The 24872-nt window shown below is 64.6% G+C and carries 30 protein-coding genes; 26 read left to right on the forward strand and 4 right to left on the reverse strand.

Annotated elements, in window-relative coordinates; genetic code table 11:
- Nucleotides 1-4: 4 nt before the first annotated feature.
- The 19 genes from ACF8EA_RS00750 (at nucleotide 5) to ACF8EA_RS00840 (ending at nucleotide 15689) form a co-directional block, all read left to right on the forward strand.
- Entirely contained in the window at nucleotides 5-1981 is a 1977-nt protein-coding gene (locus ACF8EA_RS00750) for a cytochrome D1 domain-containing protein (RefSeq protein ID WP_021785613.1), read from the forward strand.
- On the forward strand, nucleotides 1978-2634 hold the full coding sequence (locus tag ACF8EA_RS00755; RefSeq protein WP_392520952.1) for an SCO family protein: 657 nt from the start codon (nucleotides 1978-1980) through the stop codon (nucleotides 2632-2634). Before ACF8EA_RS00750 ends, ACF8EA_RS00755 begins: the two co-directional genes overlap by 4 nt.
- Nucleotides 2631-3296 carry an SCO family protein gene (locus ACF8EA_RS00760; protein WP_338443506.1) on the forward strand — a complete coding sequence of 222 codons (666 nt, stop codon included), beginning with the start codon at nucleotides 2631-2633 and terminating at the stop codon, nucleotides 3294-3296. The genes ACF8EA_RS00755 and ACF8EA_RS00760 overlap by 4 nt, the downstream gene beginning before the upstream one ends.
- Before the next feature lie 104 nt (nucleotides 3297-3400).
- Nucleotides 3401-4891, forward strand: coding sequence for an ABC transporter substrate-binding protein (locus ACF8EA_RS00765; RefSeq protein WP_392520953.1), 1491 nt, complete (start codon nucleotides 3401-3403; stop codon nucleotides 4889-4891).
- Nucleotides 4892-4903: 12 nt separating this feature from the next.
- Nucleotides 4904-5545, forward strand: a complete 642-nt coding sequence (locus tag ACF8EA_RS00770) for a SurA N-terminal domain-containing protein (RefSeq protein WP_021785609.1) — start codon at nucleotides 4904-4906, stop codon at nucleotides 5543-5545.
- 249 nt (nucleotides 5546-5794) lie between these two features.
- Nucleotides 5795-6328, forward strand: a complete 534-nt coding sequence (locus ACF8EA_RS00775; RefSeq protein WP_021785608.1) for a response regulator — start codon at nucleotides 5795-5797, stop codon at nucleotides 6326-6328.
- 183 nt (nucleotides 6329-6511) lie between these two features.
- Complete coding sequence (locus ACF8EA_RS00780) at nucleotides 6512-8185, forward strand: GspE/PulE family protein (protein ID WP_392520954.1); 1674 nt, start codon at nucleotides 6512-6514, stop codon at nucleotides 8183-8185.
- Nucleotides 8169-8948: a hypothetical protein gene (locus ACF8EA_RS00785; RefSeq protein WP_392520955.1), complete on the forward strand. Its 780-nt coding sequence runs from the start codon at nucleotides 8169-8171 to the stop codon at nucleotides 8946-8948. The genes ACF8EA_RS00780 and ACF8EA_RS00785 overlap by 17 nt, the downstream gene beginning before the upstream one ends.
- A 1-nt stretch (nucleotide 8949) precedes the next feature.
- Nucleotides 8950-9492 (forward strand): pilus assembly protein, encoded by a 543-nt coding sequence (locus tag ACF8EA_RS00790; protein ID WP_330508012.1) that lies wholly within the window; start codon nucleotides 8950-8952, stop codon nucleotides 9490-9492.
- Nucleotides 9479-10042 carry a type 4a pilus biogenesis protein PilO gene (pilO, locus tag ACF8EA_RS00795; protein WP_103462565.1) on the forward strand — a complete coding sequence of 188 codons (564 nt, stop codon included), beginning with the start codon at nucleotides 9479-9481 and terminating at the stop codon, nucleotides 10040-10042. The genes ACF8EA_RS00790 and pilO overlap by 14 nt, the downstream gene beginning before the upstream one ends.
- Nucleotides 10042-10548, forward strand: coding sequence for a hypothetical protein (locus ACF8EA_RS00800; protein ID WP_252459516.1), 507 nt, complete (start codon nucleotides 10042-10044; stop codon nucleotides 10546-10548). The genes pilO and ACF8EA_RS00800 overlap by 1 nt, the downstream gene beginning before the upstream one ends.
- On the forward strand, nucleotides 10545-12410 hold the full coding sequence (locus tag ACF8EA_RS00805) for a secretin N-terminal domain-containing protein (protein ID WP_101196048.1): 1866 nt from the start codon (nucleotides 10545-10547) through the stop codon (nucleotides 12408-12410). Before ACF8EA_RS00800 ends, ACF8EA_RS00805 begins: the two co-directional genes overlap by 4 nt.
- Nucleotides 12407-12886, forward strand: coding sequence for a type II secretion system protein (locus tag ACF8EA_RS00810; protein ID WP_101196049.1), 480 nt, complete (start codon nucleotides 12407-12409; stop codon nucleotides 12884-12886). The genes ACF8EA_RS00805 and ACF8EA_RS00810 overlap by 4 nt, the downstream gene beginning before the upstream one ends.
- A 5-nt stretch (nucleotides 12887-12891) precedes the next feature.
- Nucleotides 12892-13266, forward strand: coding sequence for a type II secretion system protein (locus ACF8EA_RS00815; protein WP_392520956.1), 375 nt, complete (start codon nucleotides 12892-12894; stop codon nucleotides 13264-13266).
- Nucleotides 13241-13768, forward strand: coding sequence for a type II secretion system protein (locus ACF8EA_RS00820; protein ID WP_101196050.1), 528 nt, complete (start codon nucleotides 13241-13243; stop codon nucleotides 13766-13768). The genes ACF8EA_RS00815 and ACF8EA_RS00820 overlap by 26 nt, the downstream gene beginning before the upstream one ends.
- Nucleotides 13765-14166 carry a curli production assembly/transport protein CsgE gene (csgE, locus tag ACF8EA_RS00825; RefSeq protein ID WP_101196051.1) on the forward strand — a complete coding sequence of 134 codons (402 nt, stop codon included), beginning with the start codon at nucleotides 13765-13767 and terminating at the stop codon, nucleotides 14164-14166. Before ACF8EA_RS00820 ends, csgE begins: the two co-directional genes overlap by 4 nt.
- Complete coding sequence (locus ACF8EA_RS00830) at nucleotides 14163-14576, forward strand: curli assembly protein CsgF (protein WP_003247970.1); 414 nt, start codon at nucleotides 14163-14165, stop codon at nucleotides 14574-14576. The genes csgE and ACF8EA_RS00830 overlap by 4 nt, the downstream gene beginning before the upstream one ends.
- 34 nt (nucleotides 14577-14610) lie before the next feature.
- A complete protein-coding gene (locus tag ACF8EA_RS00835) occupies nucleotides 14611-15462 on the forward strand; it encodes a CsgG/HfaB family protein (RefSeq protein WP_392520957.1) in 852 nt (283 codons plus the stop codon).
- Between the two features lie 101 nt (nucleotides 15463-15563).
- Complete coding sequence (locus ACF8EA_RS00840) at nucleotides 15564-15689, forward strand: hypothetical protein (protein ID WP_262982789.1); 126 nt, start codon at nucleotides 15564-15566, stop codon at nucleotides 15687-15689.
- 148 nt (nucleotides 15690-15837) lie between these two features.
- Here ACF8EA_RS00840 and ACF8EA_RS00845 read toward each other — a convergent pair whose 3' ends face one another.
- Nucleotides 15838-17586 (reverse strand): OPT family oligopeptide transporter, encoded by a 1749-nt coding sequence (locus ACF8EA_RS00845; RefSeq protein WP_392520958.1) that lies wholly within the window; start codon nucleotides 17584-17586, stop codon nucleotides 15838-15840.
- 213 nt (nucleotides 17587-17799) lie between these two features.
- A complete protein-coding gene (locus ACF8EA_RS00850; RefSeq protein ID WP_021785594.1) occupies nucleotides 17800-18717 on the reverse strand; it encodes a LysR family transcriptional regulator in 918 nt (305 codons plus the stop codon).
- A gap of 90 nt (nucleotides 18718-18807) precedes the next feature.
- Here ACF8EA_RS00850 and ACF8EA_RS00855 point away from each other — a divergent pair, with 90 nt between their 5' ends.
- From ACF8EA_RS00855 to ACF8EA_RS00885, 7 genes are all read left to right on the forward strand, one after another.
- Entirely contained in the window at nucleotides 18808-19755 is a 948-nt protein-coding gene (locus tag ACF8EA_RS00855; protein ID WP_274148905.1) for a ketopantoate reductase family protein, read from the forward strand.
- Nucleotides 19752-20150 (forward strand): VOC family protein, encoded by a 399-nt coding sequence (locus ACF8EA_RS00860; protein WP_392520959.1) that lies wholly within the window; start codon nucleotides 19752-19754, stop codon nucleotides 20148-20150. Before ACF8EA_RS00855 ends, ACF8EA_RS00860 begins: the two co-directional genes overlap by 4 nt.
- On the forward strand, nucleotides 20147-20602 hold the full coding sequence (locus tag ACF8EA_RS00865; protein WP_392520960.1) for a MaoC family dehydratase: 456 nt from the start codon (nucleotides 20147-20149) through the stop codon (nucleotides 20600-20602). Before ACF8EA_RS00860 ends, ACF8EA_RS00865 begins: the two co-directional genes overlap by 4 nt.
- Nucleotides 20599-21831 carry a CaiB/BaiF CoA-transferase family protein gene (locus ACF8EA_RS00870; protein ID WP_101196055.1) on the forward strand — a complete coding sequence of 411 codons (1233 nt, stop codon included), beginning with the start codon at nucleotides 20599-20601 and terminating at the stop codon, nucleotides 21829-21831. The genes ACF8EA_RS00865 and ACF8EA_RS00870 overlap by 4 nt, the downstream gene beginning before the upstream one ends.
- Complete coding sequence (gene aroE / locus ACF8EA_RS00875) at nucleotides 21828-22646, forward strand: shikimate dehydrogenase (protein WP_101196056.1); 819 nt, start codon at nucleotides 21828-21830, stop codon at nucleotides 22644-22646. Before ACF8EA_RS00870 ends, aroE begins: the two co-directional genes overlap by 4 nt.
- Nucleotides 22647-22650: 4 nt before the next feature.
- Nucleotides 22651-23088, forward strand: a complete 438-nt coding sequence (gene aroQ, locus ACF8EA_RS00880) for a type II 3-dehydroquinate dehydratase (RefSeq protein WP_010953903.1) — start codon at nucleotides 22651-22653, stop codon at nucleotides 23086-23088.
- A 233-nt stretch (nucleotides 23089-23321) separates the two neighbouring features.
- Complete coding sequence (locus ACF8EA_RS00885; protein ID WP_021785589.1) at nucleotides 23322-23579, forward strand: hypothetical protein; 258 nt, start codon at nucleotides 23322-23324, stop codon at nucleotides 23577-23579.
- Between the two features lie 53 nt (nucleotides 23580-23632).
- Here ACF8EA_RS00885 and ACF8EA_RS00890 read toward each other — a convergent pair whose 3' ends face one another.
- Nucleotides 23633-24325 carry an anti-sigma factor domain-containing protein gene (locus ACF8EA_RS00890; protein WP_392520961.1) on the reverse strand — a complete coding sequence of 231 codons (693 nt, stop codon included), beginning with the start codon at nucleotides 24323-24325 and terminating at the stop codon, nucleotides 23633-23635.
- Nucleotides 24322-24870, reverse strand: coding sequence for a sigma-70 family RNA polymerase sigma factor (locus ACF8EA_RS00895; RefSeq protein ID WP_021785587.1), 549 nt, complete (start codon nucleotides 24868-24870; stop codon nucleotides 24322-24324). The genes ACF8EA_RS00890 and ACF8EA_RS00895 overlap by 4 nt, the downstream gene beginning before the upstream one ends.
- Nucleotides 24871-24872 lie beyond the last annotated feature (2 nt).

Consider the following 24872-nt stretch of genomic DNA (forward strand, 5'->3'; position numbering starts at 1 on the left):
GAGCATGAACAAAAAGACTCGCCCTGCTTACCTGGGGGTAGTGTTGGGGGTAGCGCTGATCGGCCTGGGCGTGGCGTACGAAAAGCTATGGTGCGACCCGCGCGAGCTGTTGCAGGAACGGGCCAATCCGCAGGCCTTGCACCGGCTTAGCCGGGACGGCGTGACCGTGGAGTTCGAGGCCCGGCCATTGGCCGGAGGGGAACTGAAGGAGGGCGATTTCGCCAATATCCGCTTCAAGCTCAGCGACCAGACCAGTGGTCAACCGCTGTCGGGCATGGCCCCGGGGGCCTGGATCGACCCTGTGCAGTCGGCCCCGGCGGGGGACCGCGAGCAGAGCTGCAAGGCGCGGGTTGCGCTGTTTCTCAAGAGCAGCATCGGGGCCCGGCCGCTGCTCGACCTGAACAGCTACTTCTTGCTGATGTTGAACAATGACGCCAGCCTCACCGTGATCGACCCGACGGTGTCGGTGGGGGGCGTGACCAGCACCATGGCCCGCATCGAGCTGCCAGGCCGGCCCATGGACTGGGCGGCCATCAGCGATGACAAGCAGGTTTTCGTATCGATACCAGAGCGGGGCAAGGTTTCGGTGATCGATACCGAGACCTTCACCCGCGTGGCCGACCTGGATGCCGGTGACCAGCCGCTGCGCGTGGCCCTGCAGCCGGACCAGCTTCGGCTGTGGGTCGGCAACAACAGCAGCGACCCGGCCAAAGGCGGGGTAACAGTGATCGACGTGCCGGGGCGCAGCGTCCTGAAACACTTCAACACCGGTACCGGGCACCACGAAATCGCCTTCAGCGCCGACTCGCGCTATGCCTACGTCAGCAATCGCGACAGCGGCACCCTGAGCGTCATCGACATCCCGGAAATGCGCCTGGCCAAGACCATCAAGGTGGGCCCGCACCCGCTGTCGGTCAGCTATTCGGCGCTGTCCCAGGCCGTGTACGTGGTCGATGGCGAGGAAGGCAGCGTAAGGGTGTTCGATGCCCGCAGCCACCAGTTGCGCCACACGGTCCAGGCTGAGCAGGGCCTGGGTCCGATGCGCTTCAGTCAGGATGGCCGCTACGGCATCGTGCTCAATACTCTGGAGAACCAGGCCCTGGTCATAGACGCCAGTACCGACAAGCTGATCCACCACGTTCCGGTGGCGGCCGAACCGTACCAGCTGACGTTCACCAAAGGCTATGCCTACGTGCGGGGCCTGGCCTCACCGAGAGTGAGCATGATCAATCTGGCCAGCCTGGGAGAGGGGCGCTCGCCAATCGTGCAAAGCTTCGAGGCCGGCCCGGCAGCGCCGCGCCAGGCCGGTGACCTGCCACTGGCCCAAGGGCTGTCGGTATCACGTGATGATAATTCGGTGTTCGTGGTCAACCCGGTGGACAACAACACCTACTTCTACACCGAAGGCATGAATGCGCCGATGTCCGGCTACAACAACCGCGGCCACCAGGCCCGCGCCGCCCTCGTCGTTGACCGCAGCCTGCGGGAAGTGGCCCCCGGCGTGTATGGCTCGACGGTGAAGCTGCCCATCGCCGGCAAGTTCGATGTGGCCTTCCTGCTCAACCAGCCGCAGATCATTCACTGCTTCAGCACCGAGGTGGCTGCAGGGGCCAATGCCAGCAAACCCAAAGGCGCGCGTGCCGAGTTCATCGGCCTCGACCAGCCGCTGCCGCAGCACAGCGACTTCACCGCGCGAGTGCGGATTGTCGGTGACGACGGGCAGCCGCGCCTGGGCCTGAACGACTTGAGCCTGCGCTACTTCCTGGCGCCATCGTCGATGCCGCGCAACCTGCAGTTGCAAGAGGTGGGCGAGGGGGTCTACCAGGCGGCGCTGAACCTGCCTGAGGCCGGTGCCTGGTACCTGCATGTGCAGTCGCCCTCGTTGGGGCGCAAGTTTGCCGAAGAAAACTACACCAGCCTGCGCGTCCTGCCGGCTGCTGCAACCAACGCTTCCCAGACTGACGTGAGGAATGTGCGATGAACGCCAAGCATGCTTGCACACTGTTGGCCCTGAGTCTGGCATTTGCCAGCAACCTGGCGATGGCTCACGCCGGTCACGACCATGACGGTCACACCGGGCAACCGCCGGCGGCGCATCAGGAAAAGACCAGCGTGCGCTTTGCCGATGTTTCGCTGCTGAACCAGGACGGCATGCCGGTACGCCTGGAGAAAGACCTGGTGAGTGACCATCTGGTGGTCATGGGCTTCATTTACACCAGCTGCACCACGGTGTGCCCGGTGGTGTCGTCGATCATGGGCAAGGTCCAGCAACAGCTGGGCGGCCGGGTAGGCGAAGAGATTCGCATGGTGTCGATCAGTGTCGACCCCCAGCGTGACGACGCCAAGCGCCTGCAAAATTATGCCAAGGCATTCCAGAAAGGGCCGGGCTGGAGCTGGCTGACCGGTACCCCATACGCCATCACTGAAACCCTGAAAGGGCTGGGCAGCTTCAACGCCGACCTCAGCCAGCACCCGCCGCTGATATTGGTGGGTGACGGGCGTAGCGGGCACTGGACGCGTTACTACGGCTTCACCGACCCGGCTGTATTGATCGAGGAAATCAACCGCCTCAGTGCCCGCCGGGTACATGCCAAGAGCACCGCCATTGCCGACCACAACGAGGTGCAACCATGAGCACTGCAAGCACCCACCGCGCTGGCATGCGTGCTTTCGACTGGCTGGTGCTGGGTGGCTGCCTGTGGATCCTCACGTCGGTGGCGTTCGCCCACGAAGGCCATGCTCCGCAACCCCCCGAGCCGCAGCCGGCACCGCAGGCGATGGCCAGTGGTGGCGGCACCCGCGATGCCAGGACCTGGTTCACCGACACCCTGCTGAAGGACCAGAATGGCCGCGAGCTGCGCTTTTACAGTGACGTGCTCAAGGACAAGGTGGTGATGCTCAACGTGATCTTCACCCACTGCACTGATGCCTGCCCGCTGATCACCCGCAAGCTGCGCGAGGTGCGCGAGGCCATGGGGCCAGTGCTGGCCGGCCAGGTGACCTTCGTGTCGATCAGCAGTGACCCGCTGAACGACACCCCCGAGGTGCTGAAGGCGTTCGCCGCCAAGCAGGGGGTGGATGGGCCTAACTGGTTGTTCCTGACTGGCGACAAGCCCAGCGTCGACCTGGTGCTTGGCCGTATAGGGCAGTTCCTGCCGAGTCCCGAGCAGCATTCGACGCAGCTGATTGCCGGTGATGTTGCAGGTAAACGCTGGAGCAAGATTCGCCCGGATGCACCGCCAGCGGCCATTGCCCAGCGCATGCAGCTGCTGACCCAGCCGCTGGCCGGTCGGTGAGTATCATGGGCCGCCTGGGGAATTGGCCTCTGTGGCATCAGCTTTTGCGGGCGCGCCCTTGCGTCGCGAAAGGGCTTGCGATATGGCTCACATGCGCGCTTGGCATGGCATCTCCGACCTCAGCCTTGGCGCTGGACCTGACCGACCACGAACAAGCCGGCAAACGCCTTTACCGCGAGGGCGTTTCCAGTAGCGATGCTCAATTGCAAGCCCGGGTAGGCGCCAGCGACATCACAGTCCCCGCCAGCGTGCTGCCTTGCGCCAGTTGCCACGGCAACGACGGCCGTGGCCGAGCCGAAGGCGGTGTGCGCCCCCCCGGCCTCGACTGGCAACGCCTGGCACTCGGCCAGGGCATGCGTGAGGCCAACGGCCGTCGTTACCCGGCCTATACCGACAGCAGCCTGGCGCGGGCCATCCAGCAGGGCATCGACCCGGCAGGCAATCGCCTGGACCCGGCCATGCCACGCTTCGAACTGACCTTGGCCGACCAGCGCAACCTCACCGCCTATCTCAAGCGCTTGGCCCAAGAACGCGACCCTGGTGTGGAGGAGGGCGTGCTGCGCCTTGGCACCCTGCTGCCCGCGAGCGGTCCGCTGGGCGAAGCCGGGCAGGTAGTGCGTGCCGTGCTGGAAGACGGCGTGGATCAACTCAATCAGCAAGGCGGCATTCACGGGCGGCGCCTGGAACTGGTCGTGCTTGACCCAGGTGCCGACCCGGTCAGTGCCGAACGCGCCTTGCAACAATTGCTCGAGCAAAAGCGGGTGTTTGCCCTGATCGCGCCATTGGCGCCCATGCTCGACCAGCGCCTGACGACCTTGCTGGCGCCACAGAACGTGCCGATGGTCGGCAGCACCCCGCGCAGCGGCGGCAGCGAACAGATCTTCGACCCGCTACCCGGCTTGCCCGAGCAGTTGCTGAGCCTGGCAGAGCATGCCCGTGGAGCGCTGGGCCTGGCCCCGGATGAGTTACGTGTAGTGTTTGCCGGTAACGAGCACGCAGCCTTGGCCGAGCAGGTACGCGAGCTTTTACGACAGCAGGGCTGGGCGCCACCCGCTATCCAGGCTTTCGACGGCCAGGCCGTGGACGGGCAGGGCATCGTCTTTCTTGGCCGCGCCCAGGCCTTTGCCGAGTTGGCCACGGCGTTGCAGGTGGCCGGCCGCGAGCCTTACCTGTTTGCCGCCTCCAGTCAGGTGGCCGGCGCTGTGGCGCGTTTGCCGGCGCAGTGGTCGCAACGGCTGTTTCTGGCCTATCCCTACGTGCCAGAGGACTGGACCGAGCAAGGCATGGCTGCGCTTACCGGGCTGCAGCAGCGTCAGGGCCTGGACCCGCGCCAGGCGTCATTGCAGGTCAATACGCTGTGCGCATTGCGCCTGCTGAGCGAAGCGCTGAAGCAGATTGGTCGTGATGCCAGTCGCGAGCAACTGATTGCTGCGCTCGAAGGCCTGCACGATGTGCCCACCGGCCTGACCCCGGCACTGGGCTTTGGCCCTGGTCGCCGCCAGGGCATGGCAGGTGCCCACGTGGTGGCCGTGACCCTGCCCGGGCCGCGCTTTACTGCGGTCACCCCCTACCGGCCAGTGCCGGTCAGCCCTTGAGCGGAGGTTGTCATGCGTATCGTATGGTTGTGCCTGTTGTTGGTGCTGACCAGGGCGAGCTGGGCCGATGTGCCGGCGGCGCGAGTCAATGGTGTCGAGATCGGGTTGATGCGCCTGGAGCGCTACTTCAGCGAGTACCTGGACGCCCAGGGTCGGGCGGTGACCAGCATCCGCAACCCAGGCCTGTACAAACGCCTGCGTGACCAAGCGCTGGACGAGCTGATCGACAAGGAGCTGTTGTGGCAGGAAGCGCAACGCCAAGGCATAGCCATCAGCGATGAACAAGTGTCGGCGCAGATTGGCGAGGTGGAAGCGGCATTTGGCAGCCCGGCGTTATTCGAAAGGCGGCTGGCAGAGGCAGGCTTCGATAGGGCACAGTACACTGAATACACCCGGCATGAGATGGCGGCCCAGCAGGTGTACGCCCAGCTCAGCGCAGTCGACGCGCCGAGCCAGGGCGAAGTGGAGGCATTCTATGATGCCAACCAGGAGAGACTGCAAGGAGCGCAGAACCAAAGTGATAATCCATCGGTCATACGCGAACAGGGCCTGGCGTTGGCCAGGGCAACGCTCATCGGTCAGCGGGAGGCGCAGGCGCGCCAATCCGTGCGCCAACGTTTGCGCGAGTCCGCTAAAGTGGAGATCGCCAACTGAGACCGTTGAGGGCGCTTGCCCCAATCCTGGGGAATTAAGACTTGGCAATGTGCCATCATTTTCCCCGCTTGTGGGGAACGGGTGGGGTGCGCCTGCTCTGCGTATGTCGGTTACTGGCCGGCACCCTAGTAAAATCAGTGGCTTACAGTGGTGCAACATGACTATTCACGCCTGGCACGAAGCCTGCTCAAGTCTCTACAAGGGCGTACTTCGCAGACCGGGGAACCGGGCAGTATTTGGGAGTCGACCTTGGTGAACAGAGTATTGGTAGTCGATGACGAACAGACTCTTGCGCAGAACCTGCAAGCGTACCTGCAGGCGCAAGGCCTGGAAGTTCATGTTGCCCACGACGGTGCCAGTGGTATCGAACAGGCTGAAAGCCTGGCACCGCAAGTAGTTGTGCTGGATTACCGCCTGCCCGACATGGAAGGTTTTCAGGTTCTGGAGGCTGTACGCAAGAACAGGCAATGCCACTTCGTGCTGATCACCGCCCACCCCACCGTCGAGGTGCGTGAGCGGGCCGCCGAACTCGGTGTGAGTCACGTCCTGTTCAAGCCGTTCCCACTGATGGAACTGGCGCGTGCGATCTTCGACCTGCTGGGCATCGAGCGCCGGCGCAGGGCCACGGACAACCCGGCCGAAGGGTTCGTCGAACGACGCCAGAACAGGAACGAATCGTTCCCCCTGCAGTTGTACGATGGAAGCTGGGTGTTGGCCGACCGCCGCCGTAATGGCGCCAAGCCACCAGAGCCCGACGACGATCAACTGCTCACAGGGGAATAGCGGCGCCCGCACCCCTGGTAGAGCCAGCCTGCGACGCGCCCCTGAGCGGAGTCGCAGGCCATGCCAGAAGCATTCGATGCAACCCCGGAATCTGCAAAGCCTGCACCGACGTCTTCGCGGGCATGCCCGCTCCCACAGGATGTATGCAGCCCACAGACCTGTGATGTACCTGTGGGAGCGGGTATGCCCGCGAAGAACCCAGCAAAAATTTCCGCCTACCCCCGCGAACTGCTGGCCCAGGCCCGTCTGCAAGCCACTGACGAGCGGCTGCTCGACTGCCTGGAACGCCTGGCCTGCGACACCCCCGACACCTTCACCCAGCGCCTGGGCCTGACCCTGCATTACCCGGTACTCGACAGCCACAGCCTGCTGGCCAGCACCCCACGCTTCGACAAGCTGGCCTTGGCCCAGTGCATCAAGCGCGAATGTGTGCTGATCGAGCAAGGCGGCCAACTGCTGGGCGTGTTCGCCGACCCCTTCGACCACGCCCGCCTGGCCTGGATCGACGACGTACTGCAAGGCGCGCCGCTTTACCTCGCCCACGCCGCCGACCTGGCCACCTTTCTGGCACGTCATGAAGAAAGCTTCCACGCTGTCGATGCCCTTGGCCACGACGCCGAAGCCAGCAGCGAAAGCGACCCACTGCAACGCCTGTCGCTGGCCAGTATCAGCGAAGACCAGAGCCGCGTGGTCAAGCTGGTCAACTCCACCCTGTACGACGCCCTCAAGCTGCACGCCAGCGACATCCACCTGGGCATGACCGGCCAGGGCCTGACCATCAAGTACCGTATCGACGGCGTGCTCAACGGTGCTGGCAAGGCCAGTGGCAGCGCCTTCGCCGACCAGGTGATCTCGCGCATCAAGGTCATGGCCGAGCTGGACATCGGCGAAAAACGCGTGCCCCAGGACGGCCGCTTCAAGGTGGCCGTGGGCGACCGGCAAATCGACTTCCGGGTGTCGATCATGCCTAGCATCTTCGGTGAAGATGCCGTGCTGCGGGTGCTCGACAAGCAGGACTTGTCCGACCGGGTCAGCGGCGTGCAGCTGCAAGCCTTGGGCTTTGCCGACGAGACCTTGCGCGCCCTGCGCCGGTTGGCTGCAGAACCCTACGGCATGATCCTGGTCACCGGCCCTACAGGCAGCGGCAAGACCACCACCCTGTACGCCATGATCAGCGAGATCAACCATGGCGTGGACAAGATCATCACCATCGAGGACCCGGTCGAGTATCAACTGCCCGGCGTGCTGCAGATCCCGGTCAACGAGAAGAAGGGCCTGACCTTCGCCCGCGGCCTGCGCTCGATCCTGCGTCACGACCCGGACAAGATCCTGGTCGGCGAAATCCGTGACCCTGACACCGCCCAGATTGCCGTGCAATCGGCGCTTACTGGCCACCTGGTGTTCACCACCATCCACGCCAACAACGTGTTCGACGTGATTGGCCGCTTCAGCCAGATGCAGGTCGACCCCTACAGCTTCGTTTCCGCGCTCAACGCGGTGCTGGCCCAGCGCCTGATACGCCTGGCCTGCCCGCACTGCGCCACGCCCTGCGAACACGATGACGACACCCTGTATGGCTCAGGCCTGACCCGCGAGGGTGTGGCCGGCTGGACGTTCGTCCGCGTCAAGGGTTGCGGCCAGTGCCGTGGCAGTGGCTACCGCGGCCGCAGTGCGATTGCCGAACTGCTGCACCTGGATGACGACCTGCGGCAAATGATCGTCGAGCGCCGCCCGCTGGCGCAGATCAAGACGCTTGCCTGCCAGCGCGGCCTGCGCCTGCTGCGGGCCTCGGCCCTGGACCTGGTCCGCGATGGCCGCACCACCCTTGAGGAGATCAACCGTGTCACATTCATCTGACCGTTACTGCGCCGTAGTGGGCGCCGAGGGTGTCGGCCTGGGTCGCTGGCACAAGAACCACCACCAATGGCTGGGCAGCCGCGCGTTCAGCAGCGACGCCACCCAACCGGCCTGGGATGCTGCCGTCGACGGGCTGGCAGCGCTGCTGGCCGAGCATGCGGTACGGGGTGCCCAGTTGCGGGTGCTGCTGTCCGCCCGCTACAGCCGCTTCTGCCTGGTGCCCTGGAGTGACGCCATTGGCCACCCTCGCGAGCTGGACGCCTATGCCCGCGCTTGCTTCGAAAACCTCTACGGGCAGCCGTTGGACGACTGGCGCATCGTGCTGTCACCCGAGCCTGCCGGTGCGGCCCGCATCGCCACGGCACTGCCCGAAGCCTTGCTGCAACGGCTGCAGGCACTGGGCCAGGAAAGCCGCCTGAGCCTGCGCTCGGTGCAGCCGTACCTGATGGCTGCCTACAACCGCTGCTGTTCACAGCTGGAGCAGGGTGACTTCCTGTTCGTGCTGGCCGAGCCGCGCCGCAGTGTATTGCTGCTGGCCGCCGGTGGTGCCTGGCAGCAAGTGCTGGCACAAGGCTGCGCTGACAGCGACCAGGCCCTGCAAGCACTGATCGAGCGTACCTGTGAGCTGTACGGCGAGCACCTGCCACGGGTGTACCTGCATGCCCCGGGTCGCTGCGACATGCCGCAGCTGGCGGCCGTGCAACTGTGCCAGCCAGCCAGTGAAGCCGACCCGCTGTGCGCCATGTGGCGGGCGGTGGCCTGACATGCGCCGCCTCGACCTGGAATTCCAGCCACGGCGCAGCGGACCGCTGGTTTGGTCGCTGCTCGTCCTTGCCAGCGCCATGGTCGCCGGCCTGGTGCTGCTGCAGCAAAGCTTGCAGACCGAGCAAGTGGCACTGGAAGCCAGCGTCCATAGCCTGGAACTGCAACTGGGTCGCCGCCCGGCCAGCGCGGAACCCAGGAACAGCGCTGCCAGCCGGGAGCAGGCTGAGCGCCTGGCACAGATGCGCAGTGTGTCGCAGCAACTGCAGCGCCCTTGGCAGCAACTGTTCGCCATGCTTGAAGCCATGCCGCAGGACGACGTCGCGCTGCTTGGTCTGACGCCGGATGCGCGCAAGGGCCAGGTGCGGATCACTGCCGAGGCGCGCAACCTCGAAGCGATGCTGCAGTACCACCAGCGGCTGGAAGCCAGCGACGAGCTCAGCGACGTGTCGTTGCTCAACCACGAGGTGCTCGCTGCGCGGCCCGAGCACCCGGTGCGCTTCACCCTCACTGCCACCTGGGAGACCGGCCATGCGCGCCCTTGAATCGTTCAGCAGCCTGATCCTCCATGAGCGCCTGCGCGTTGTCGGCCCGGTAGGCCTGGCTGCGGTCGCCGTAGGTCTGCTGGCCATTGGTGTGGGGTGTGCCGGTGTGCTGCCGCAATGGCAAAGCGTACGCGAACTACGCGCCACCGAAGCGCAGGCCAGCGTACAGGTAGGGCGTGTCAAGCGGGGTGAGCTGAAGATTGCGGCCCAGCCAGAGCAGCAGGCCCTCGACAGCCTGCGCCAGCAACTGCCCGGGCAGCCCCAGGCCAGCGAACTGATCGAGCGTCTGTACCGCCTGGCCAGCGCCGAGCGCATCAGCTTGGCCCGTGGTGAATACGCGTTGGGCATCGATCCCAAGACCGAGCTGGCCCGCTATCAGATCGTGCTGCCTGTGCGCGGCAGCTACCCGCAGATTCGCGGCTTTATCAAAGGCCTGCTCAAGCAACTGCCGACCCTGGTGCTGGAAGACCTTGAGCTGCAACGCAAACGCATCGGCGACAGCGAGCTCAATGCCCGCCTGCGCATGACCCTTTACCTGTCGAGGTCGTGATGAACACACAACGTGCAGTCATCTGGGCCGGATTCCTCGGCGTGAGTGCGGCGCTGGCCTGGGCACCGGACCATTGGTTTGGCCAGGACGACGGCGTCGCGGCCTTCGCGGGTAAACCCGCTCCTGCAACAGAAAGCGCTGCGCCCATTGTGGGAGCGGGCTTGCCCGCGAAAGGGCCGGAGCAGGCTTCCCGCGACCTGTTCCCAACCCAGCAATGGACCCAACCCAAAGCCCTGGCCACGGTCATCGAACAGCCCGTGGTCGTCGCGCCAGTACTGGCACCCGCTCCGACCGCCCCAGCCCTGCCATTTGAATTCATCGGCCGCATGGGTGACCGCGACGACCTGCAGGTCTTCCTGCAGAGCGGCGAAAAACTCTACGTCGTGCGCCAAGGCGACGTGATCGAAGACACCTATCGCCTCGATCGGGTATCGGCCAGCGAGCTGAACCTGGTCTACCTGCCTTTGCACCAGTCGCAGACCTTGTCTGTCGGGAGCGCACCATGATGTCGTCAAAGCTGTGCAAGCCTGCTCCGTTTCTGCTCGTTGCGCTGTGCGTGGCCATTGCCGGTTGCGGCTCCAGCGCGGTACGCAAGGACAGCGATCAATTGATGAAGGAGGGCCAGTACGAAGCCGGCATCGCCCGCCTGGAAGAGGCGTTGCGCGACGACCCGCGTGACACAGAGCTGAACATCGCCCTGGCCCACAGCCGCCAGGCGGCTGTCGAGGCCCTGATTACCCAGGCCGACAGTGACCGCGTCCGCCACGACTTCGCCAACGCCCGCATGGGCTATGGCCGGGTGCTCACCCTGGAGCCGAACAACCGCCGTGCCCAGGAAGGCATTCGCCAGCTGGAGCTGATCCGCACTCTGGACGAACGCGTCGCGCTTGGCCAGGCAGCGCTGCGCCAGGGCGACCTGTTCGGTGCCGAACGCTACATGCGCGAAGTATTGCGTCTGGACCCGCAGAACCAGAAGGGCATGACCTTGCGCAGCGACATCGAAAACGTGCAGGCACGCACCGCGCAGCCGTACCCGCAATTGCGCAGCAAGCTCGAGCGGCCGGTAACCCTGGAGTTTCGCGATGCCAACCTGAAGACCATCTTCGAAGTGCTGTCGCAGGTGGCCGGCATCAACTTCATCTTCGACAAGGACCTGCGCCCGGACATGAAGGCCACCATCTTCGTGCGCGAGGTGCGCATCGAGGACGCGATAGCGCTGCTGCTGGAGCAAAACCAGCTGCGCCAGAAGATCGTCAACGACAACACCGTGATGGTCTACCCCGACTCGCCGCAGAAGACCAAGGACTACCAGGAACTGGTCATGCGCACCTTCTACCTGACCAGCATCGATGCCAACACCGCGCTGAACATGGTCAAGACCATGCTCAAGACCCGCGACGTGTTCGTTGACGAGCGCCTCAACACCCTGACCATGCGCGACACCCCGGACGCCGTGCGCATGGCCGAGAAGCTGCTGCAATCGCAGGACCAGTCCAACCCCGAGGTGGTGCTGGAGGTGGAAGTGATGGAAGTGGCCACCTCGCGCATCCTTGACCTCGGCCTGCAATGGCCCAACACCTTCGGTGTGCTGAGCAACGACGGCAAACCGGTCAGTGTGCTCGACCAACTGAGGGGCATCGACTCCAGCCGCATCAGCATTTCGCCGTCCCCGCAGGCCAAGATCAACGCCCAGGACAAAGACATCAACACCCTGGCCAGCCCGGTGATCCGCGTCAGCAACCGCGAACAGGCGCGCATCCACATCGGCCAGCGGGTACCGATCATCAGCGCCACCTCGGTGCCGTCGACTCAAGGCCCGGTCATTACCGAGAGCGTCACCTACCTGGACGTCGGCCTGAAGCTTGAGGTGCAGCCCACCGTGCACCTGAACAACGAAGTGGCAATCAAGGTTGCGCTTGAGGTGAGTAATGCCACGCCGCTGGAAGCCACGCGTCAGGGCACCATTCCGGTTCAGGTCGACACCCGCAACGCGCAGACCAGCCTGCGCCTGCATGATGGCGAAACCCAGGTGCTGGCAGGCCTGGTGCGCAACGACCACAACGCCAGCGGCAACAAGATCCCCGGCCTTGGCGACATCCCTGGCCTGGGCCGGCTGTTTGGCAGCAACAAGGACGACATGAGCAAGAGTGAGCTGGTGCTGGCGATCACCCCGCGTATCGTGCGCAACCTGCCGTACCAGAGCCCGTCGGACATGGAGTTTCCCACTGGCACCGAGTCGGCCATGCAGGTGCGCCAGATGGCGCCACTGGCGCCGATGGACATGCCCGGTAACGCGCCGGCCACTGATGCACCGGTCGTGGACAGCCAGATGGCGGTCGTCCCGACCAACGGGAGCCCACGGCCATGAAAGCCCGGCGCCGCATGCACGGCTTCAGCCTGATCGAGGTGGTGCTGACCCTGGCACTGCTCGGGCTGCTCGCCAGCATGGCCGCGCCGCTGACCGAAACCGTGGTACGCCGCGGCAAGGAGCAGCAACTGCGCGAGGCGCTGTACCAGATTCGCGACGCCATCGATGCCTACAAGCGGGCCTTCGACGCCGGCTACATCGAGAAGCGCGTGGATAGCAGTGGCTATCCGCCGAACCTGCAGGTGCTGGTAGAGGGCGTGCGCGATGTGCGCAGTGCCAAAGGCGCCAAGTTCTACTTCCTGCGGCGCATCCCGCACGACCCGCTGGTGGCGGCAAAGGATGAAGACGAAGGCGGCTGGGGGCTGCGCGCCTACGACAGCAGCCCAGACAACCCGCGCGAAGGCGAAGACGTGTTCGACGTGTATTCCAGGGCCCGCGGCAAAGGCCTGAACAACATCCCTTACGGGCAATGGTGACAGCCATGAAACGCAGCAAAGGCTTCACCCTGATCGAACTGCTGGTGGTGATGGCGATCATCGCCACGCTGATGACCATTGCCATGCCGCGCTACTTCAACAGCCTGGAAAGCTCGCGCGAGGCCACCCTGCGTCAAAGCCTGGCAGTGCTGCGCGAGGCGCTGGACCACTACTACGGTGACACCGGCCATTACCCCGATTCACTGGAACAGCTGGTGGAACAGCGCTACCTGCGCAACACGCCGGTCGACCCGATCACCGAGCGCAACGATGCCTGGCAGCTGGTGCCACCGCCCGAGGGCGTGGCCGGCGGCGTGGCCGATATCAAGAGCGGTGCCACAGGGAGGGCGCGTGATGGCAGCCTCTTCGCTGAATGGTAAGGCCAGTGGCGGCTTCACCTACCTGGGTGTGCTGCTGCTGATTGCGGTCAGCAGCGTGGCCCTGGCCGCCACCGGCACGATCTGGGCGAGCGCCGCCCAGCGCGACCGCGAACGCCAGTTGCTGTGGGTTGGCGGCCAGTATGCCCAGGCCTTGCGCAGCTACTACCGCGCCTCGCCAGGGCTGGCCCAGTACCCCCAGGAACTGACCGACCTGCTACAGGACAACCGCTTCCCGCAGGCCAAACGGCACATCCGCAGGCTTTACCCTGACCCGATCAGCAACAGCGACGAGTGGGGCCTGCTGCGCTCGATCGACGGCCGTATCACTGGCGTCTACAGCCGCTCGGACGCCACCCCTTTCAAGCGCAGTGGCTTCAGCGCCGAATGGAGCGGGTTCGAGGGGCTGGAACACTACAGCGACTGGCAGTTCGTCGCCGAGCAGGCCTTTACCGAAAGTGCACGCGGTGTGCAGATGAATGCGGGCCCGGGAGATACGCCATGAAGCGCCTGGCTGCGCTGTGCCTAGGCCTGCTGCTGATGGCAGGGGTGGCCACCTGCGCCAAGGCGGGTGCCGAAGACGAGATGCAGGGCTTTATCGTCGATAACACCATCTCGCACATCGGCCACGACTTTTACTACTACTTCGCCGACCGCCTGCGTGCCACCAGCCGCCTGGACTTCAACCTGGTGGTACGCGAACGCCCGGATGCCCGCTGGGGCAGCCTGGTGACGGTGGAGTTCGAGCGTGAAGTGGTGTACCGCCGGTTCCTGCCACCGAACACCACCGAGCTCAAAGACGAGGCCGTCGCCGCCGCCGACCTGGTCAAGCAGCAGATCATTCAACGCAAGCTGCAACGCCTGCTACAGGACACCACCGACTTGGAGAGGGACGAGCTATGAACCACCGTATTCCACGTTGCATTGCCGCCTGCCTGCTGGCCAGCGCCTGTGCTGCCCAGGCCACCGAGCTGGTGTACACCCCGGTCAACCCGGCCTTTGGCGGTAACCCGTTGAACGGCACTTGGCTGTTGAACAACGCCCAGGCGCAGAACGACTACGACGACCCGGACCTCAAGGACCGTGCCTCGGCCTTTACTGGCACCACAGCCCTTGAGCGGTTCAGCAACCAGCTGGAGTCGCGGATGTTGTCGCAGTTGCTGGACAACATCAGCAACGGCAACACCGGCAGCATGGCGACCGATGCGTTTCTCATCGACGTCATCGACGATTCCGGGGCCTTGAGCATCAAGGTCACCGATCGTGCCACAGGAGAAATTTCGATCATTGAGGTCAGCGGCCTGAACCCCTGAGAGGGAAGGGCTTTTATGTTGGGGAGAGAACACCATGAAACGTCTGCTGAGCACGCTGCTGATCCTCACCGCCCTGGGCCTGCAAAGTGGTTGCAGCCTGCGCGAACCCATGTCGGCTGAACTGGACTCGGAAACCCCGACCCTGACCCCTCGGGCCTCGACTTACTACGACCTGATCAACATGCCACGGCCCAAAGGCCGGCTGATGGCCGTGGTGTACGGCTTCCGCGACCAGACCGGGCAGTACAAGCCGACCCCGGCCAGTTCGTTCTCCACCAGCGTCACCCAGGGCGCCGCCAGCATGTTGATGGACGCACTGAGTACCAGCGGCTGGTTCGTGGTGCTGGAGCGTGAAGGGCTGCAGAACCTGCTGACCGAGCGCAAGATCATCCGTGCATCGCAGAAAAAGCCTGATGTGGCGGAAAACATCATGGGCGAGCTGCCACCGCTGCAAGCCGCCAACCTGATGCTCGAAGGCGGCATCATTGCCTACGACACCAACGTGCGTAGCGGCGGCGAGGGCGCCCGCTACCTGGGGATCGACATTTCCCGTGAGTACCGGGTGGACCAGGTCACCGTCAACCTGCGCGCCGTGGACGTGCGCACCGGGCAGGTGCTGGCCAACGTGATGACCAGCAAGACCATCTACTCGGTAGGGCGCAGTGCCGGGGTGTTCAAGTTCATCGAGTTCAAGAAGCTGCTGGAAGCCGAGGTGGGGTATACCACCAATGAACCGGCGCAGCTGTGCGTGCTGTCGGCGATCGAAGCGGCGGTGGGGCACTTGCTGGCGCAGGGGATTGAGCGGCGGCTGTGGCAGGTGGCGGGGGATGCGGGGGAAGGCACGGCGATGGTGGACAAGTTTCTGAGCCAGAATCAGCAGCCGTGATCAGGCTTGAGGGCCTCTTCGCCGGTAAACCCGCTCAAGTGCAGCGCTGGCCTCAGGCTTGGCGCGGTCCCTTGTAGGAGCGGTGTCCCGCGAAGAGGCCAGTGCGTGATCTGTTGTTGAGCAATGACCATGGGGTGGACTCGGCCAAGGCGGTGCAGCCGGTGTTTGAAGGCTTGGGTCTGTGTTTGGGTTTCGAGGTGTTGGCGATAGGGATTCGTCGCCTGTGAGATCGAGCGCCGCCCGCGCGGCGCATCGCGAGCTACGCTCGCTCCTACGTTTGTTTCGGGCCAGTCATGCCTGTGACAGGTGCGCGCGACAGCTTGGTTTGTACGACGTGATAGATGGGCCGCGCGGGCGAGGGGTGATACGCAGTATCTACAACCCCCGAAGCATCTCCCAAAACGATGCCGCCACCCCCATGATGCTCTCACCGGCAATCAACCCCGCCGCCGCGGTAATCGCAAACCGCTCCGTCACCCTCGGCCACCGGCAACTGACCAGCCAGGTCACTACGGCACCAAACCCCATCATCAGGCTGATCGATGCAGGCAGGATGAACGCCAATCCCAGCGCCGCCGTACTCGGCAGCCAGCGGGCTGCCCGTTGCGGCAACAGGCTGTCCAGTGCCCCCAGCAGTACGCCAACAGCACTCCCAGTCGCAATCGCCCAGCGCGACTCCAAGGACAGCGCCCCCGGCCCCTGGGTCAGCGTCTGCGCCACCGCTTTCCAGGTTGCCGCTGCCGGTGCCGGCCACTGTTCGGTGAGCAACAAGGCCTGCGGATCGGGAATCAGCACTCGATACACCAGCACGCCGACCACGCTACCGATGAAAATACCGACGCACTGAGCAATCAGCTGTTTGTGCGGCGTAGCGCCGATCGCCTGGCCAACCTTGAAGTCGTTCATCAGGTCGGTGGATTGCCCGGCCGCGCCACCCGCCGTGTTGGCGCTCATCAGGTTGATCGCCACTTGGCCGGGGGCGATCAGGCCAAAGCTGAGCTGCGACAGCTTGCCGATGGCGCCAATCGGTGCGATGCCAGTGGCGCCGACCACGCGCGCCGCGACCACGGCAAGGCACACGGCCAACGGAATGCTCAACAGCGCCATCCACCAGTCGATGCCAAACAATAACACCTGCAGGGTAATGATCAGCGCCGTGGACAGCAGCAGCCCCGACGCAGGCCAGGGGCTAAAACGCATCCTGGCGCGCGGCGTTCGCTGTTCAGCGGGCGATCGCCGGGGCACTTGGAACAGGCGAACCAACAATGAAGTCAGCGTCGCGCAGACCATCAGGCTCACGCCAGGCCACAACAGCCATTCCACCAGCGCGGCGAACTGCGGGCCGCTGGCGTTCGGAGCAAGCACCACCAAGGCCTGTTCGATCAACCACGGCGCCAGTCCGCCCCAGGCCAGCGCGGCGCCAATCAGTAACGTCACGCCCACGCGAATGCCGATGATGCTGCCGAAGCCGATCAGCATCAGCGAAGGGTCGACCGTGAAGGTCAGGCGCTCGAGCGCCGGCGTGGGCGCCCAGCGCGGTATCGCCCAGACGAACCCGTCTACCCATTTGACCAGTGCTGAAAGCAGCGCGGCGCTGCATAGCACCTTGATCCGCGCCATGGCTTCGCGCCCGTGGTTGTAGATCTGCTGCAGCGTTTCCAAGGTCGCCATGCCTTCGGGAAACTTCAGGCCATGGTCGCTGAGCAGGGCGGGGCGCAGGTACCAGGCGATCCAGATGCCCAGGAAGCTCACCGAGAACACCCAGGCCATCATCGGCAGCGGGTCCAGTTGGTGTCCGGTGAGCAGGGTATAGGCGGGGATCGGCGCGACCAGCCCGCCGGAGATGATGGAGGCGGCGGCAGACGCTACGGTCTGGTTGATGTTGCTTTCGTGCAACGTCCACGCGGAGCGGTTGTTGCGACGCCTTGCCAGGCCCTGCCACAGGGCGAAACCGACCAGCAAGGCGATGATCGACATGTTGAATGACCAGCCGATCTTCAGCCCTGCGTACACATTCGAGGGCGTGAGCAAGATGCCCAGCACCGTGCCGGTGAGCACCGCCCGCAGGCTCAATTCACGTTCGATGCGAACCTGGGGGAGGGCGGTTGAGGAGGCATGTCCCATGGCAATCCTTTGTCGACGTCGCAAACGCGCTCTGGACAACTGAGCCCTGCCAGCCATGAAGGTTCACTGCTGGCGCCAAAGACGAGCCTGAAGGCTGTAGCAGCCCTGCGCGTGTGCGGCTTTATCCGATGTGTTAACCAAACGTCGCTTGTGACTTGGCCTGTTGGATAATTCGGGTCTTATCTGGGCAATGCTATCTAAGTCGAAACTGGATCATGCCTGGCTTGCTTGCTGAAACAATCCGCGCACGACGTCCCTCAACCATCGATTTCCATTGTCCTGATGATAGCGGGCATGCCAATGCTGCTTGACCGTGAACCCCTCCACTTCGAACGGGCAGTCATGGACCTGTAGCCCATGCATATCGGCCAGTGTCTGCCCGATATGCCGCGGCAAGGTGCCTAGCAGATCGGTAGTCCCGATTATCATCCCTAACCCGAGAAACGCTGGCAGCTCCAGCATGATCCGCCGTTCGATCCCGGCCCGCGCCAACCCTGCTTCCAGCAGCTTCTGCCCGGTGCCGAAACTGATCTGCACATGCCCCTCGGCCCGATACCGCTCCAGGCTCATGCCATTGCTCAGGCGTGGATGCTGCGGGTTGCTCAGGCATACCCAGTCCTGTTCGAACAGCACCTGCTGATACATCCCCCCGCCCAGCCAGGGCACGAAGCCGATGGCCAGGTCCGCTTCGCCCGACTCCAGCGCGCTCTCGGTATTGCCGTCGATCCGCGCCGCCTCCAGGCGAATACCCGGCGCATGGCTGCGCAGATGGTTGAGGATGCTTGGCAGCAAGGTGATATGGCTGGCATCGCTGACACACAGGCGAAAACGCCGCTGCGCTGTGGCGGCGATGAACTGCGGCTCCCAGGCGGTCAGCCGGCGCAGCGATTCCAGCACCTCGCGGCACGGCCCTATCAGCTGATCGGCGCGGGGGGTAGGGGCCATGCCGCCCGGCGTGCGCACGAACAGCGGGTCGTTCAATTGCTCGCGCAGGCGCGCCAGCCAGATGCTGATGGTCGGCTGGCTCTGCCCTAGCTGTTCGGCGGCGCGGGTCACGCTGCGGCATTGGTAAAGCACGTCGAACAACTGCAGCAGCTTGGGTTCGGGCAGGGCCTCCAGGGTAGCCGTCATTGCGATTCTCAATAGTCGTATTGAGGCCATTGTATAGCGCAAATAACCCCTGCTGCATAAGGTGATCGCAAATCACAGGAGGTCTGCGACGTGAAAATCTGCATTCTGGGCGCCGGAGCACTGGGTTGCGCCATTGGCGCGGCCCTGAGCGAGGCAGGGCATGAAACCTGGCTGCTGAACCGCGGCCGCGCGCACGTCGAGGCGATGAACCAGCACGGGCTGCGGGTGCAGGACGAACGGGGCGAGCGCTATGTACCGGTCAACGCGGCCATTGAAGCCGAAGACGTTGGCGTGACCGATTTGGTGGTTGTGCTGGTGAAGTCGTTTCACACCGCCGAGGCCATCGCCGGCGCTGTCGCGCTGATCGGGCCGCAGACGCTGGTGCTGTCGCTGCAGAACGGTCTCGGCCACGAGGACATCCTGGCCGAGGCGGTGGGGCGTGAGCGGGTGCTGGCTGGCAAGACCTATGTCGGCGGCGTGCTGCTCGCGCCGGGCTCGATCCGTGCCGGTGTGGCCGGCAAACAGACCTTCATCGGCGAGCTCGACGGCCAGCTGACGCCGCGCGTGCAGGCCATCGCCGAAGCGTTCAACCACGCCGGGCTGGCCACCACGGTCAGCGACAACATCCTCGGCACCATGTGGGACAAGCTGCTGGTCAACGTCGCCACCGGTGCATTGAGCGGCATCACCATGCTCAGCTACGGCCAGCTGTACAGCGAGCCGCTGCTGGAAAGCACCGCCAAGGCCGCCGTGGCCGAGGCCATCGCCGTGGCCGAGCGCGCCGGCATCCGCTTGAGCCTGACCAGCCCCGAGGCTGCCTGGTCACTGGCCGCCGAAGGCCTGCCGGCGAGCTTCCGCACCTCGATGCTGCAGAGCCTGGAAAAAAACTCGATCACCGAAATCGACTTCATCAACGGCTCCGTCGTGCGCTGGGGCCAGCGCCATGGCGTGGCCACGCCGGTCAACGCGACCCTGGTGGCCTGCATCAAGGGTATCGAGCGCGCCATGGCCGATCATCAGAAGGGAGAAACCCCATGAGCCAGCCAAAAGCCTACCTCGAACACGTGGCGTTCTGGGTGCAGGACATTCAGTGGCATATCCGCTTTTTCAGCGAGGTGTGTGGCATGACCATGCGTGAAGTACAGGGTGACGTCGAGCAACCGGCGCAGTACTGGACACTCGGCGGCCTGCAGTTCATTCACCAGCCGGACTTCGCTGGCCCGGAAGGGCGCCTGGCGCATCTGGGCATCATGTGCGAAGACCTGGAAGCGGCGCTGGCCGCCGCCCAACGCTTTGGCGTCAGTGAGATGCCCCAGGGCCGCAACTGGCTGCGCCTGCCTGATGGCCTGGCGGTGGAGCTCATCCAGGCGCTGCCGGCCAAATGCGTAGCCCAGGCACTGGCCATCGACCCGCGCGCGGAGGTGCAGGCATGAGCGTGATTGAAAAGTACTGGGACGATGCCCGCGAAGGCGATGAGTGCATCAGCCCGACCTACACCGTGACCCGCGAACGCATCCTGGCCTACGCCGACCTCACCGGCGACCACACGCCGGTGCATGTCGACGAGGCTTACGCCAACGCCAGCCACTTTGGCTGCCTGGTCGCCCACGGCCTGTTCGGGCTGTCGATCGCCGACGGCCTGAAGACCCAGTGCGAGTACCGCTTCCTGCCGGGCATGTCGCTAGGCTGGACCTGGGACTTCGTGCTGCCGATCAAGGTCAACGACGTGCTCCACGTGCGCATGCGGGTGGGGGCGATGCGCCCGAGCAACAGCCGACCTGGCTGGGGCATCGTGGTGTTGCCTTCGGAGCTGATCAACCAGCACGGCGAAGTCGCGCAACGTGGCGAGCACCGGTTGATGGTGCCGCGCAGGGCTGCAGCATGAGCCAGGCATTGCCATTGGCGGGTATCCGCGTCATCGACTACAGCCACTTCCTCGCCGGTCCTTATGTGGGGCGCTGCCTGGCCGCGCTGGGTGCCGAGGTGATCAAGGTCGAACGGCCGGGTAGCGGCGACGCCGGCCGCCAGCATGCGTTCACCCTGGACGACCAGCAGAGCGGCTATTTCCTGCAACTGAACATGGGCAAGCAGGGTGTCAGCGTCAACATGAAGGACCCCCGCGGCAAGGCGTTCATGCAGCGCCTGACCGATTCGGCCGACGTGTTCATCGAGAACTACCGCCCCGGCGCCTTGGACAAGCTGGGCCTGGGCTACGCCGAGCTGTCGGCGCGCAACCCACGCCTGGTGTACTGCTCGATTTCCGCCTACGGCCACACCGGCCCGGACGCCCACCGCGCCGGATTCGGCCTGATCGCCGAGGCCAAGAGCGGGATCATGCAGATGGTTGGCGTGCCGGGTGAGGCACCGCCGCTGCTGCGTATTTCCCTGGGTGACATGTACACCGGCATCCACGCGGTGGCGGCGATCAATGCCGCGCTGCTTGGCCGGGTGAGCAGTGGCCGTGGCCAGCACATCGACATGGCGCTGTACGACACCCTGGTGTCGATGCACGAATACGCGGTGCAGTGTTACACGCTGTCCGGTGGCACTGTGTTGCCCCAACAGACCGGCCACGACATGCCCACCTCGACCCTGTACGGCGTGTTCCGCGCCGCCGACGGCGACCTGGTGATCGCTGCCCAGGTCGACGATGCCTGGCAGCGCTTCGCGGCCATGCTCGAAGCCAACGGCGGCCCGCCCGGGTTCGGCAGCGACCGCCGCTACCACAGCCTCAATGGCCGCAACGCCCACCGCGAGGCGATTTTGGCGGTGGTCCGCGACTGGGTCGGCGCGCGTCGGGTGGCCGAGATCCTCGCGTTGCTCGATGCCATCGACATCCCCAGTGCCAAGGTCCAACGCATCGACGAAGTGCTGGCCGATCCGCAGATCCAGGCACGCAACATGGTCATCGAGCAGCAGCATCCACGCTACGGCACGCTGCGCCTGCCCAACCTGCCGTTCCGCTTTTCCGACTGCGACACCACCATCCACCAAGTGGCCCCGGACCTTGGCCAGCACAACGCCGAAGTGGCCGCCGGGCTTGGCTTCAGCCCCGAAGAAATCACTGCCCTGCAGGCAGACGGTGTACTGTTCACCCATGGAGATGCACGATGAGCGACCGCTATGCAGTGATCGGCCGGCCGATCAACCACACCAAGTCCCCGCTGATTCATGGCCTGTTCGCCCAGGCCAGCAACCAGCAGCTGGAATACGGGGCTATCGAAGGCTCGCTGGAAGATTTCGAAGCCCAGGTACTGCAGTTTCGTAGCGAAGGCGGGAAGGGCATGAACATCACCGCCCCGTTCAAGCTGCGTGCCTTCGAGCTGGCCGACCAGCGCAGCGAGCGGGCGCAACTGGCACGGGCGGCAAATGCGCTGAAGTTCGAGGATGGCCGCATCGTCGCCGAGAACTTCGATGGCATCGGTTTGCTGCGGGACATCGAGCAGAACCTTGGCGAGCCGCTGCGCAACCGCCGTGTGCTGCTGCTGGGCGCTGGCGGCGCGGTGCGCGGGGCGTTGCTGCCGTTCCTGCAGGCGGGGCCATGTGAGCTGGTGATCGCCAACCGGGACATGGCCAAGGCGCTGGCGCTGCGTAACGAGCTCGATCACCCGCGTCTGCGCATCAGCCGCTACGAAGCGCTGGAAGGGCAATCGTTCGACATCGTGGTCAACGCCACCTCGGCGAGCCTGACCGCTGACTTGCCGCCACTGCCGGCTGATGTGCTGGGCGAGGCGGCCTTGGCCTACGAGCTGGCCTATGGCAAAGGCCTCACGCCTTTCCTGCGTCTGGCCCGCGCGCACGGCCAGGCGCGCCTGGCCGATGGCGTCGGCATGCTGGTGGAGCAGGCCGCCGAGGCGTTTGCCTGGTGGCGCGGGGTGCGGCCCGACACACGTGCGGTGATCGATCAGCTGACGATTCCCCTGGAGTAGGTCGATGGTCGCCAATGTACTGATGCTGCATGGCATCAACCACAACATGTTCGGCAAGCGCGACCCGCGCCAGTACGGCACTGCGACCCTGGCCGACATCGACCAGGCGTTGCAGGCCTTGGGCGAAGAGCTGGGAGCCCAGGTTGAGAGCTTCCAGAGCAACTTCGAAGGCGCCATGTGCGAACGCATCCATCAGGCCTATGAGGACCGGGTAGATGCCGTGCTGATCAATGCCGGTGCCTGGACCCATTACAGCTACGGCATTCGTGATGCATTGGCCATCATCGAAGTGCCGGTGGTAGAAGTGCACATGTCCAACATCCATGCCAGGGAGCCGTTCCGCCATCACTCGGTATTTGCCGAGGTGGTGCGCGGGCAAATCTGCGGGTTTGGTGTCGAAACCTACCTGCTGGCGCTGCGTGCGGCGATGAGCATGGTCTGAGCAGGGCCGCATGGCTTAGCGGGATTACCCGCGAGGTAGGTGACGCGGGGCATGCGGCGACGGCTCCTGAAGTGACCGTAGGTGTGGCGGGTGTCGTGCTGCCTATCCATCCAGCATGGATGGAAAGCCAGTAGCGACTTCCGTGACTGCATAGTACGGTCCGCCTTCAACAAGCCACCCGGTTCGTTGCCTCCACCCCCACGGACCGGGGCTCTCATGACCTGGGAGGTCGAATGGAAGTCGCTACAACGATCAGTCAACAAGAACTGGATAACGCCTTGGTCGCGTTTGCACGCTACAAAATCGGAGAAATCAAGATCTTCGACCTGGAGCAGGCAATGAGCTTCGAAGCAGGCCAAGCCTTGTCCCAAAGCGGGCTGGTCCGGTTCTCAATTACCAAAATGGTGTCAGGACGTTATCGCATCAGCGATGAAGGAGAGAACGCCATCACAGAGGCTGGGCGGGATCGCCTCGAGGTGATCCGCGCCTGACCCTGGCTTCCAGCTTTACGAAGGCCGCAGACACGTGCTGCGGCCCTTTCGTGTCATATCACTTTCACCGCCCGACCAATGAACTTCACCGGCCCTGTCGGCAGACCGGTAGGCGAGCCACCGGCTTTCTCCAGCGTCAGCTCGAACAATTGATTGGCCTCCAAAGGGGGCAGGCTTTGCAGCGGAACCCGATAGGGTTCGCCTGGTTTGACCAGGCCAAGCGAAACCGGGGCACGCCATTGCTCGCCCTTGGTCCAGAACTGCAGGGCCATGCCGTCGGGGACCGTGTCCTGGCCCAGCGGCAGCAGTTCGATCATGTGGCTGTCACTGGCCTGTACTACCCAGCCGGGGGCCTGGCTGTTCGGCGCCACCAGCACCACCAAGTATTCCGTGGTAGAGGGGGGAGCGGTCAGCAAGGTAAACGCCAGCAGCAGGCTTGCAGCCAGCCCCGCGGCGCTGAGCCCTTGCCACAGGCCGAGGCGTTGCCACAAGCGAGTCTGCGTGCGCGGTGCGGGTAGCTCGTCGAGGCTGCGCTGGATACGGCGCCACAGGCGGGGGCTCGGCGGCTGTGGGGTAGACAGCGCGGTCAGCTCCAACAGCCGGGCCTCCCAGGCATCCACAGCGGCGCGGAGCGCGGGGTCGGTATGCAGGCGCTCGGCCACCGCGGCATATTGCTCCGGCGACAAGGTCCCCAGCACATATTCCCCGGCGAGGCTGTCCAGTTCTTCGGCAGAATCGGGCTTCATTCCAGACACTCCCGTAGCGCTTTGAGGCTGCGTTTGATCCAGGCCTTGACAGTGCCCAGTGGCGCGCCCAATAAACCGGCTATCTCGGCGTGGCTGCAGCCGTCCACGTAGGCGTGCAGGATGCAGCGTTGCGGTGCGGGCTGCAGTTGTTCAAGGCAACGGTAAATCTTTGCTGAGCCGGACCAGAGGTCAAGGTCATCAACCCTCCCGTGCAATGTTGACGCAGTTTCGGTGTCGGCATCGGTCAGTACCGTTTCACGGCGGGTATCGCGTATCGAATTCAGTGCCAGGTGGCGGGTAATGCTGTAGATCCAGCCCCGAGCCGAGCCGCGCGCCGGGTCGTAGCTGGCGGCGCGGGTCCAGATGCGGATGATCGCATCGTGGACGATGTCTTCTGCAGTGGCGTCGTCACGTGCGATACGCCGGGCAACGCCCAGCAGGCGCGCGCCTTCATGATCGTAGAGCGCCTGCAGGGCTCGCCGGTCACCCTGTGCACAGGCGACCAGGCAGCGATGGAAGTCGAAGGGGGCGGCCGGCGAGTTCAACG

Source organism: Pseudomonas sp. YQ_5 (genome assembly GCF_043103305.1).
Lineage (GTDB): Bacteria > Pseudomonadota > Gammaproteobacteria > Pseudomonadales > Pseudomonadaceae > Aquipseudomonas > Aquipseudomonas putida_Y.

Excerpts from the sequence above, each read along its gene's own strand:
- ACF8EA_RS00750 (WP_021785613.1), top strand. The coding sequence starts at position 5 with ATGAACAAAAAGACTCGCCCTGCTTACCTGGGGGTAGTGTTGGGGGTA.
- ACF8EA_RS00755 (WP_392520952.1), top strand. The coding sequence starts at position 1,978 with ATGAACGCCAAGCATGCTTGCACACTGTTGGCCCTGAGTCTGGCATTT.
- ACF8EA_RS00760 (WP_338443506.1), top strand. The coding sequence starts at position 2,631 with ATGAGCACTGCAAGCACCCACCGCGCTGGCATGCGTGCTTTCGACTGG.
- ACF8EA_RS00765 (WP_392520953.1), top strand. The coding sequence starts at position 3,401 with ATGGCATCTCCGACCTCAGCCTTGGCGCTGGACCTGACCGACCACGAA.
- ACF8EA_RS00770 (WP_021785609.1), top strand. The coding sequence starts at position 4,904 with ATGCGTATCGTATGGTTGTGCCTGTTGTTGGTGCTGACCAGGGCGAGC.
- ACF8EA_RS00780 (WP_392520954.1), top strand. The coding sequence starts at position 6,512 with ATGCCCGCGAAGAACCCAGCAAAAATTTCCGCCTACCCCCGCGAACTG.
- ACF8EA_RS00790 (WP_330508012.1), top strand. The coding sequence starts at position 8,950 with ATGCGCCGCCTCGACCTGGAATTCCAGCCACGGCGCAGCGGACCGCTG.
- pilO (WP_103462565.1), top strand. The coding sequence starts at position 9,479 with ATGCGCGCCCTTGAATCGTTCAGCAGCCTGATCCTCCATGAGCGCCTG.
- ACF8EA_RS00800 (WP_252459516.1), top strand. The coding sequence starts at position 10,042 with ATGAACACACAACGTGCAGTCATCTGGGCCGGATTCCTCGGCGTGAGT.
- ACF8EA_RS00805 (WP_101196048.1), top strand. The coding sequence starts at position 10,545 with ATGATGTCGTCAAAGCTGTGCAAGCCTGCTCCGTTTCTGCTCGTTGCG.
- ACF8EA_RS00810 (WP_101196049.1), top strand. The coding sequence starts at position 12,407 with ATGAAAGCCCGGCGCCGCATGCACGGCTTCAGCCTGATCGAGGTGGTG.
- ACF8EA_RS00815 (WP_392520956.1), top strand. The coding sequence starts at position 12,892 with ATGAAACGCAGCAAAGGCTTCACCCTGATCGAACTGCTGGTGGTGATG.
- ACF8EA_RS00820 (WP_101196050.1), top strand. The coding sequence starts at position 13,241 with ATGGCAGCCTCTTCGCTGAATGGTAAGGCCAGTGGCGGCTTCACCTAC.
- csgE (WP_101196051.1), top strand. The coding sequence starts at position 13,765 with ATGAAGCGCCTGGCTGCGCTGTGCCTAGGCCTGCTGCTGATGGCAGGG.
- ACF8EA_RS00830 (WP_003247970.1), top strand. The coding sequence starts at position 14,163 with ATGAACCACCGTATTCCACGTTGCATTGCCGCCTGCCTGCTGGCCAGC.
- ACF8EA_RS00835 (WP_392520957.1), top strand. The coding sequence starts at position 14,611 with ATGAAACGTCTGCTGAGCACGCTGCTGATCCTCACCGCCCTGGGCCTG.
- ACF8EA_RS00845 (WP_392520958.1), bottom strand. The coding sequence starts at position 17,586 with ATGGGACATGCCTCCTCAACCGCCCTCCCCCAGGTTCGCATCGAACGT.
- ACF8EA_RS00850 (WP_021785594.1), bottom strand. The coding sequence starts at position 18,717 with ATGACGGCTACCCTGGAGGCCCTGCCCGAACCCAAGCTGCTGCAGTTG.
- ACF8EA_RS00860 (WP_392520959.1), top strand. The coding sequence starts at position 19,752 with ATGAGCCAGCCAAAAGCCTACCTCGAACACGTGGCGTTCTGGGTGCAG.
- ACF8EA_RS00865 (WP_392520960.1), top strand. The coding sequence starts at position 20,147 with ATGAGCGTGATTGAAAAGTACTGGGACGATGCCCGCGAAGGCGATGAG.
- ACF8EA_RS00870 (WP_101196055.1), top strand. The coding sequence starts at position 20,599 with ATGAGCCAGGCATTGCCATTGGCGGGTATCCGCGTCATCGACTACAGC.
- aroE (WP_101196056.1), top strand. The coding sequence starts at position 21,828 with ATGAGCGACCGCTATGCAGTGATCGGCCGGCCGATCAACCACACCAAG.
- aroQ (WP_010953903.1), top strand. The coding sequence starts at position 22,651 with ATGGTCGCCAATGTACTGATGCTGCATGGCATCAACCACAACATGTTC.
- ACF8EA_RS00885 (WP_021785589.1), top strand. The coding sequence starts at position 23,322 with ATGGAAGTCGCTACAACGATCAGTCAACAAGAACTGGATAACGCCTTG.
- ACF8EA_RS00890 (WP_392520961.1), bottom strand. The coding sequence starts at position 24,325 with ATGAAGCCCGATTCTGCCGAAGAACTGGACAGCCTCGCCGGGGAATAT.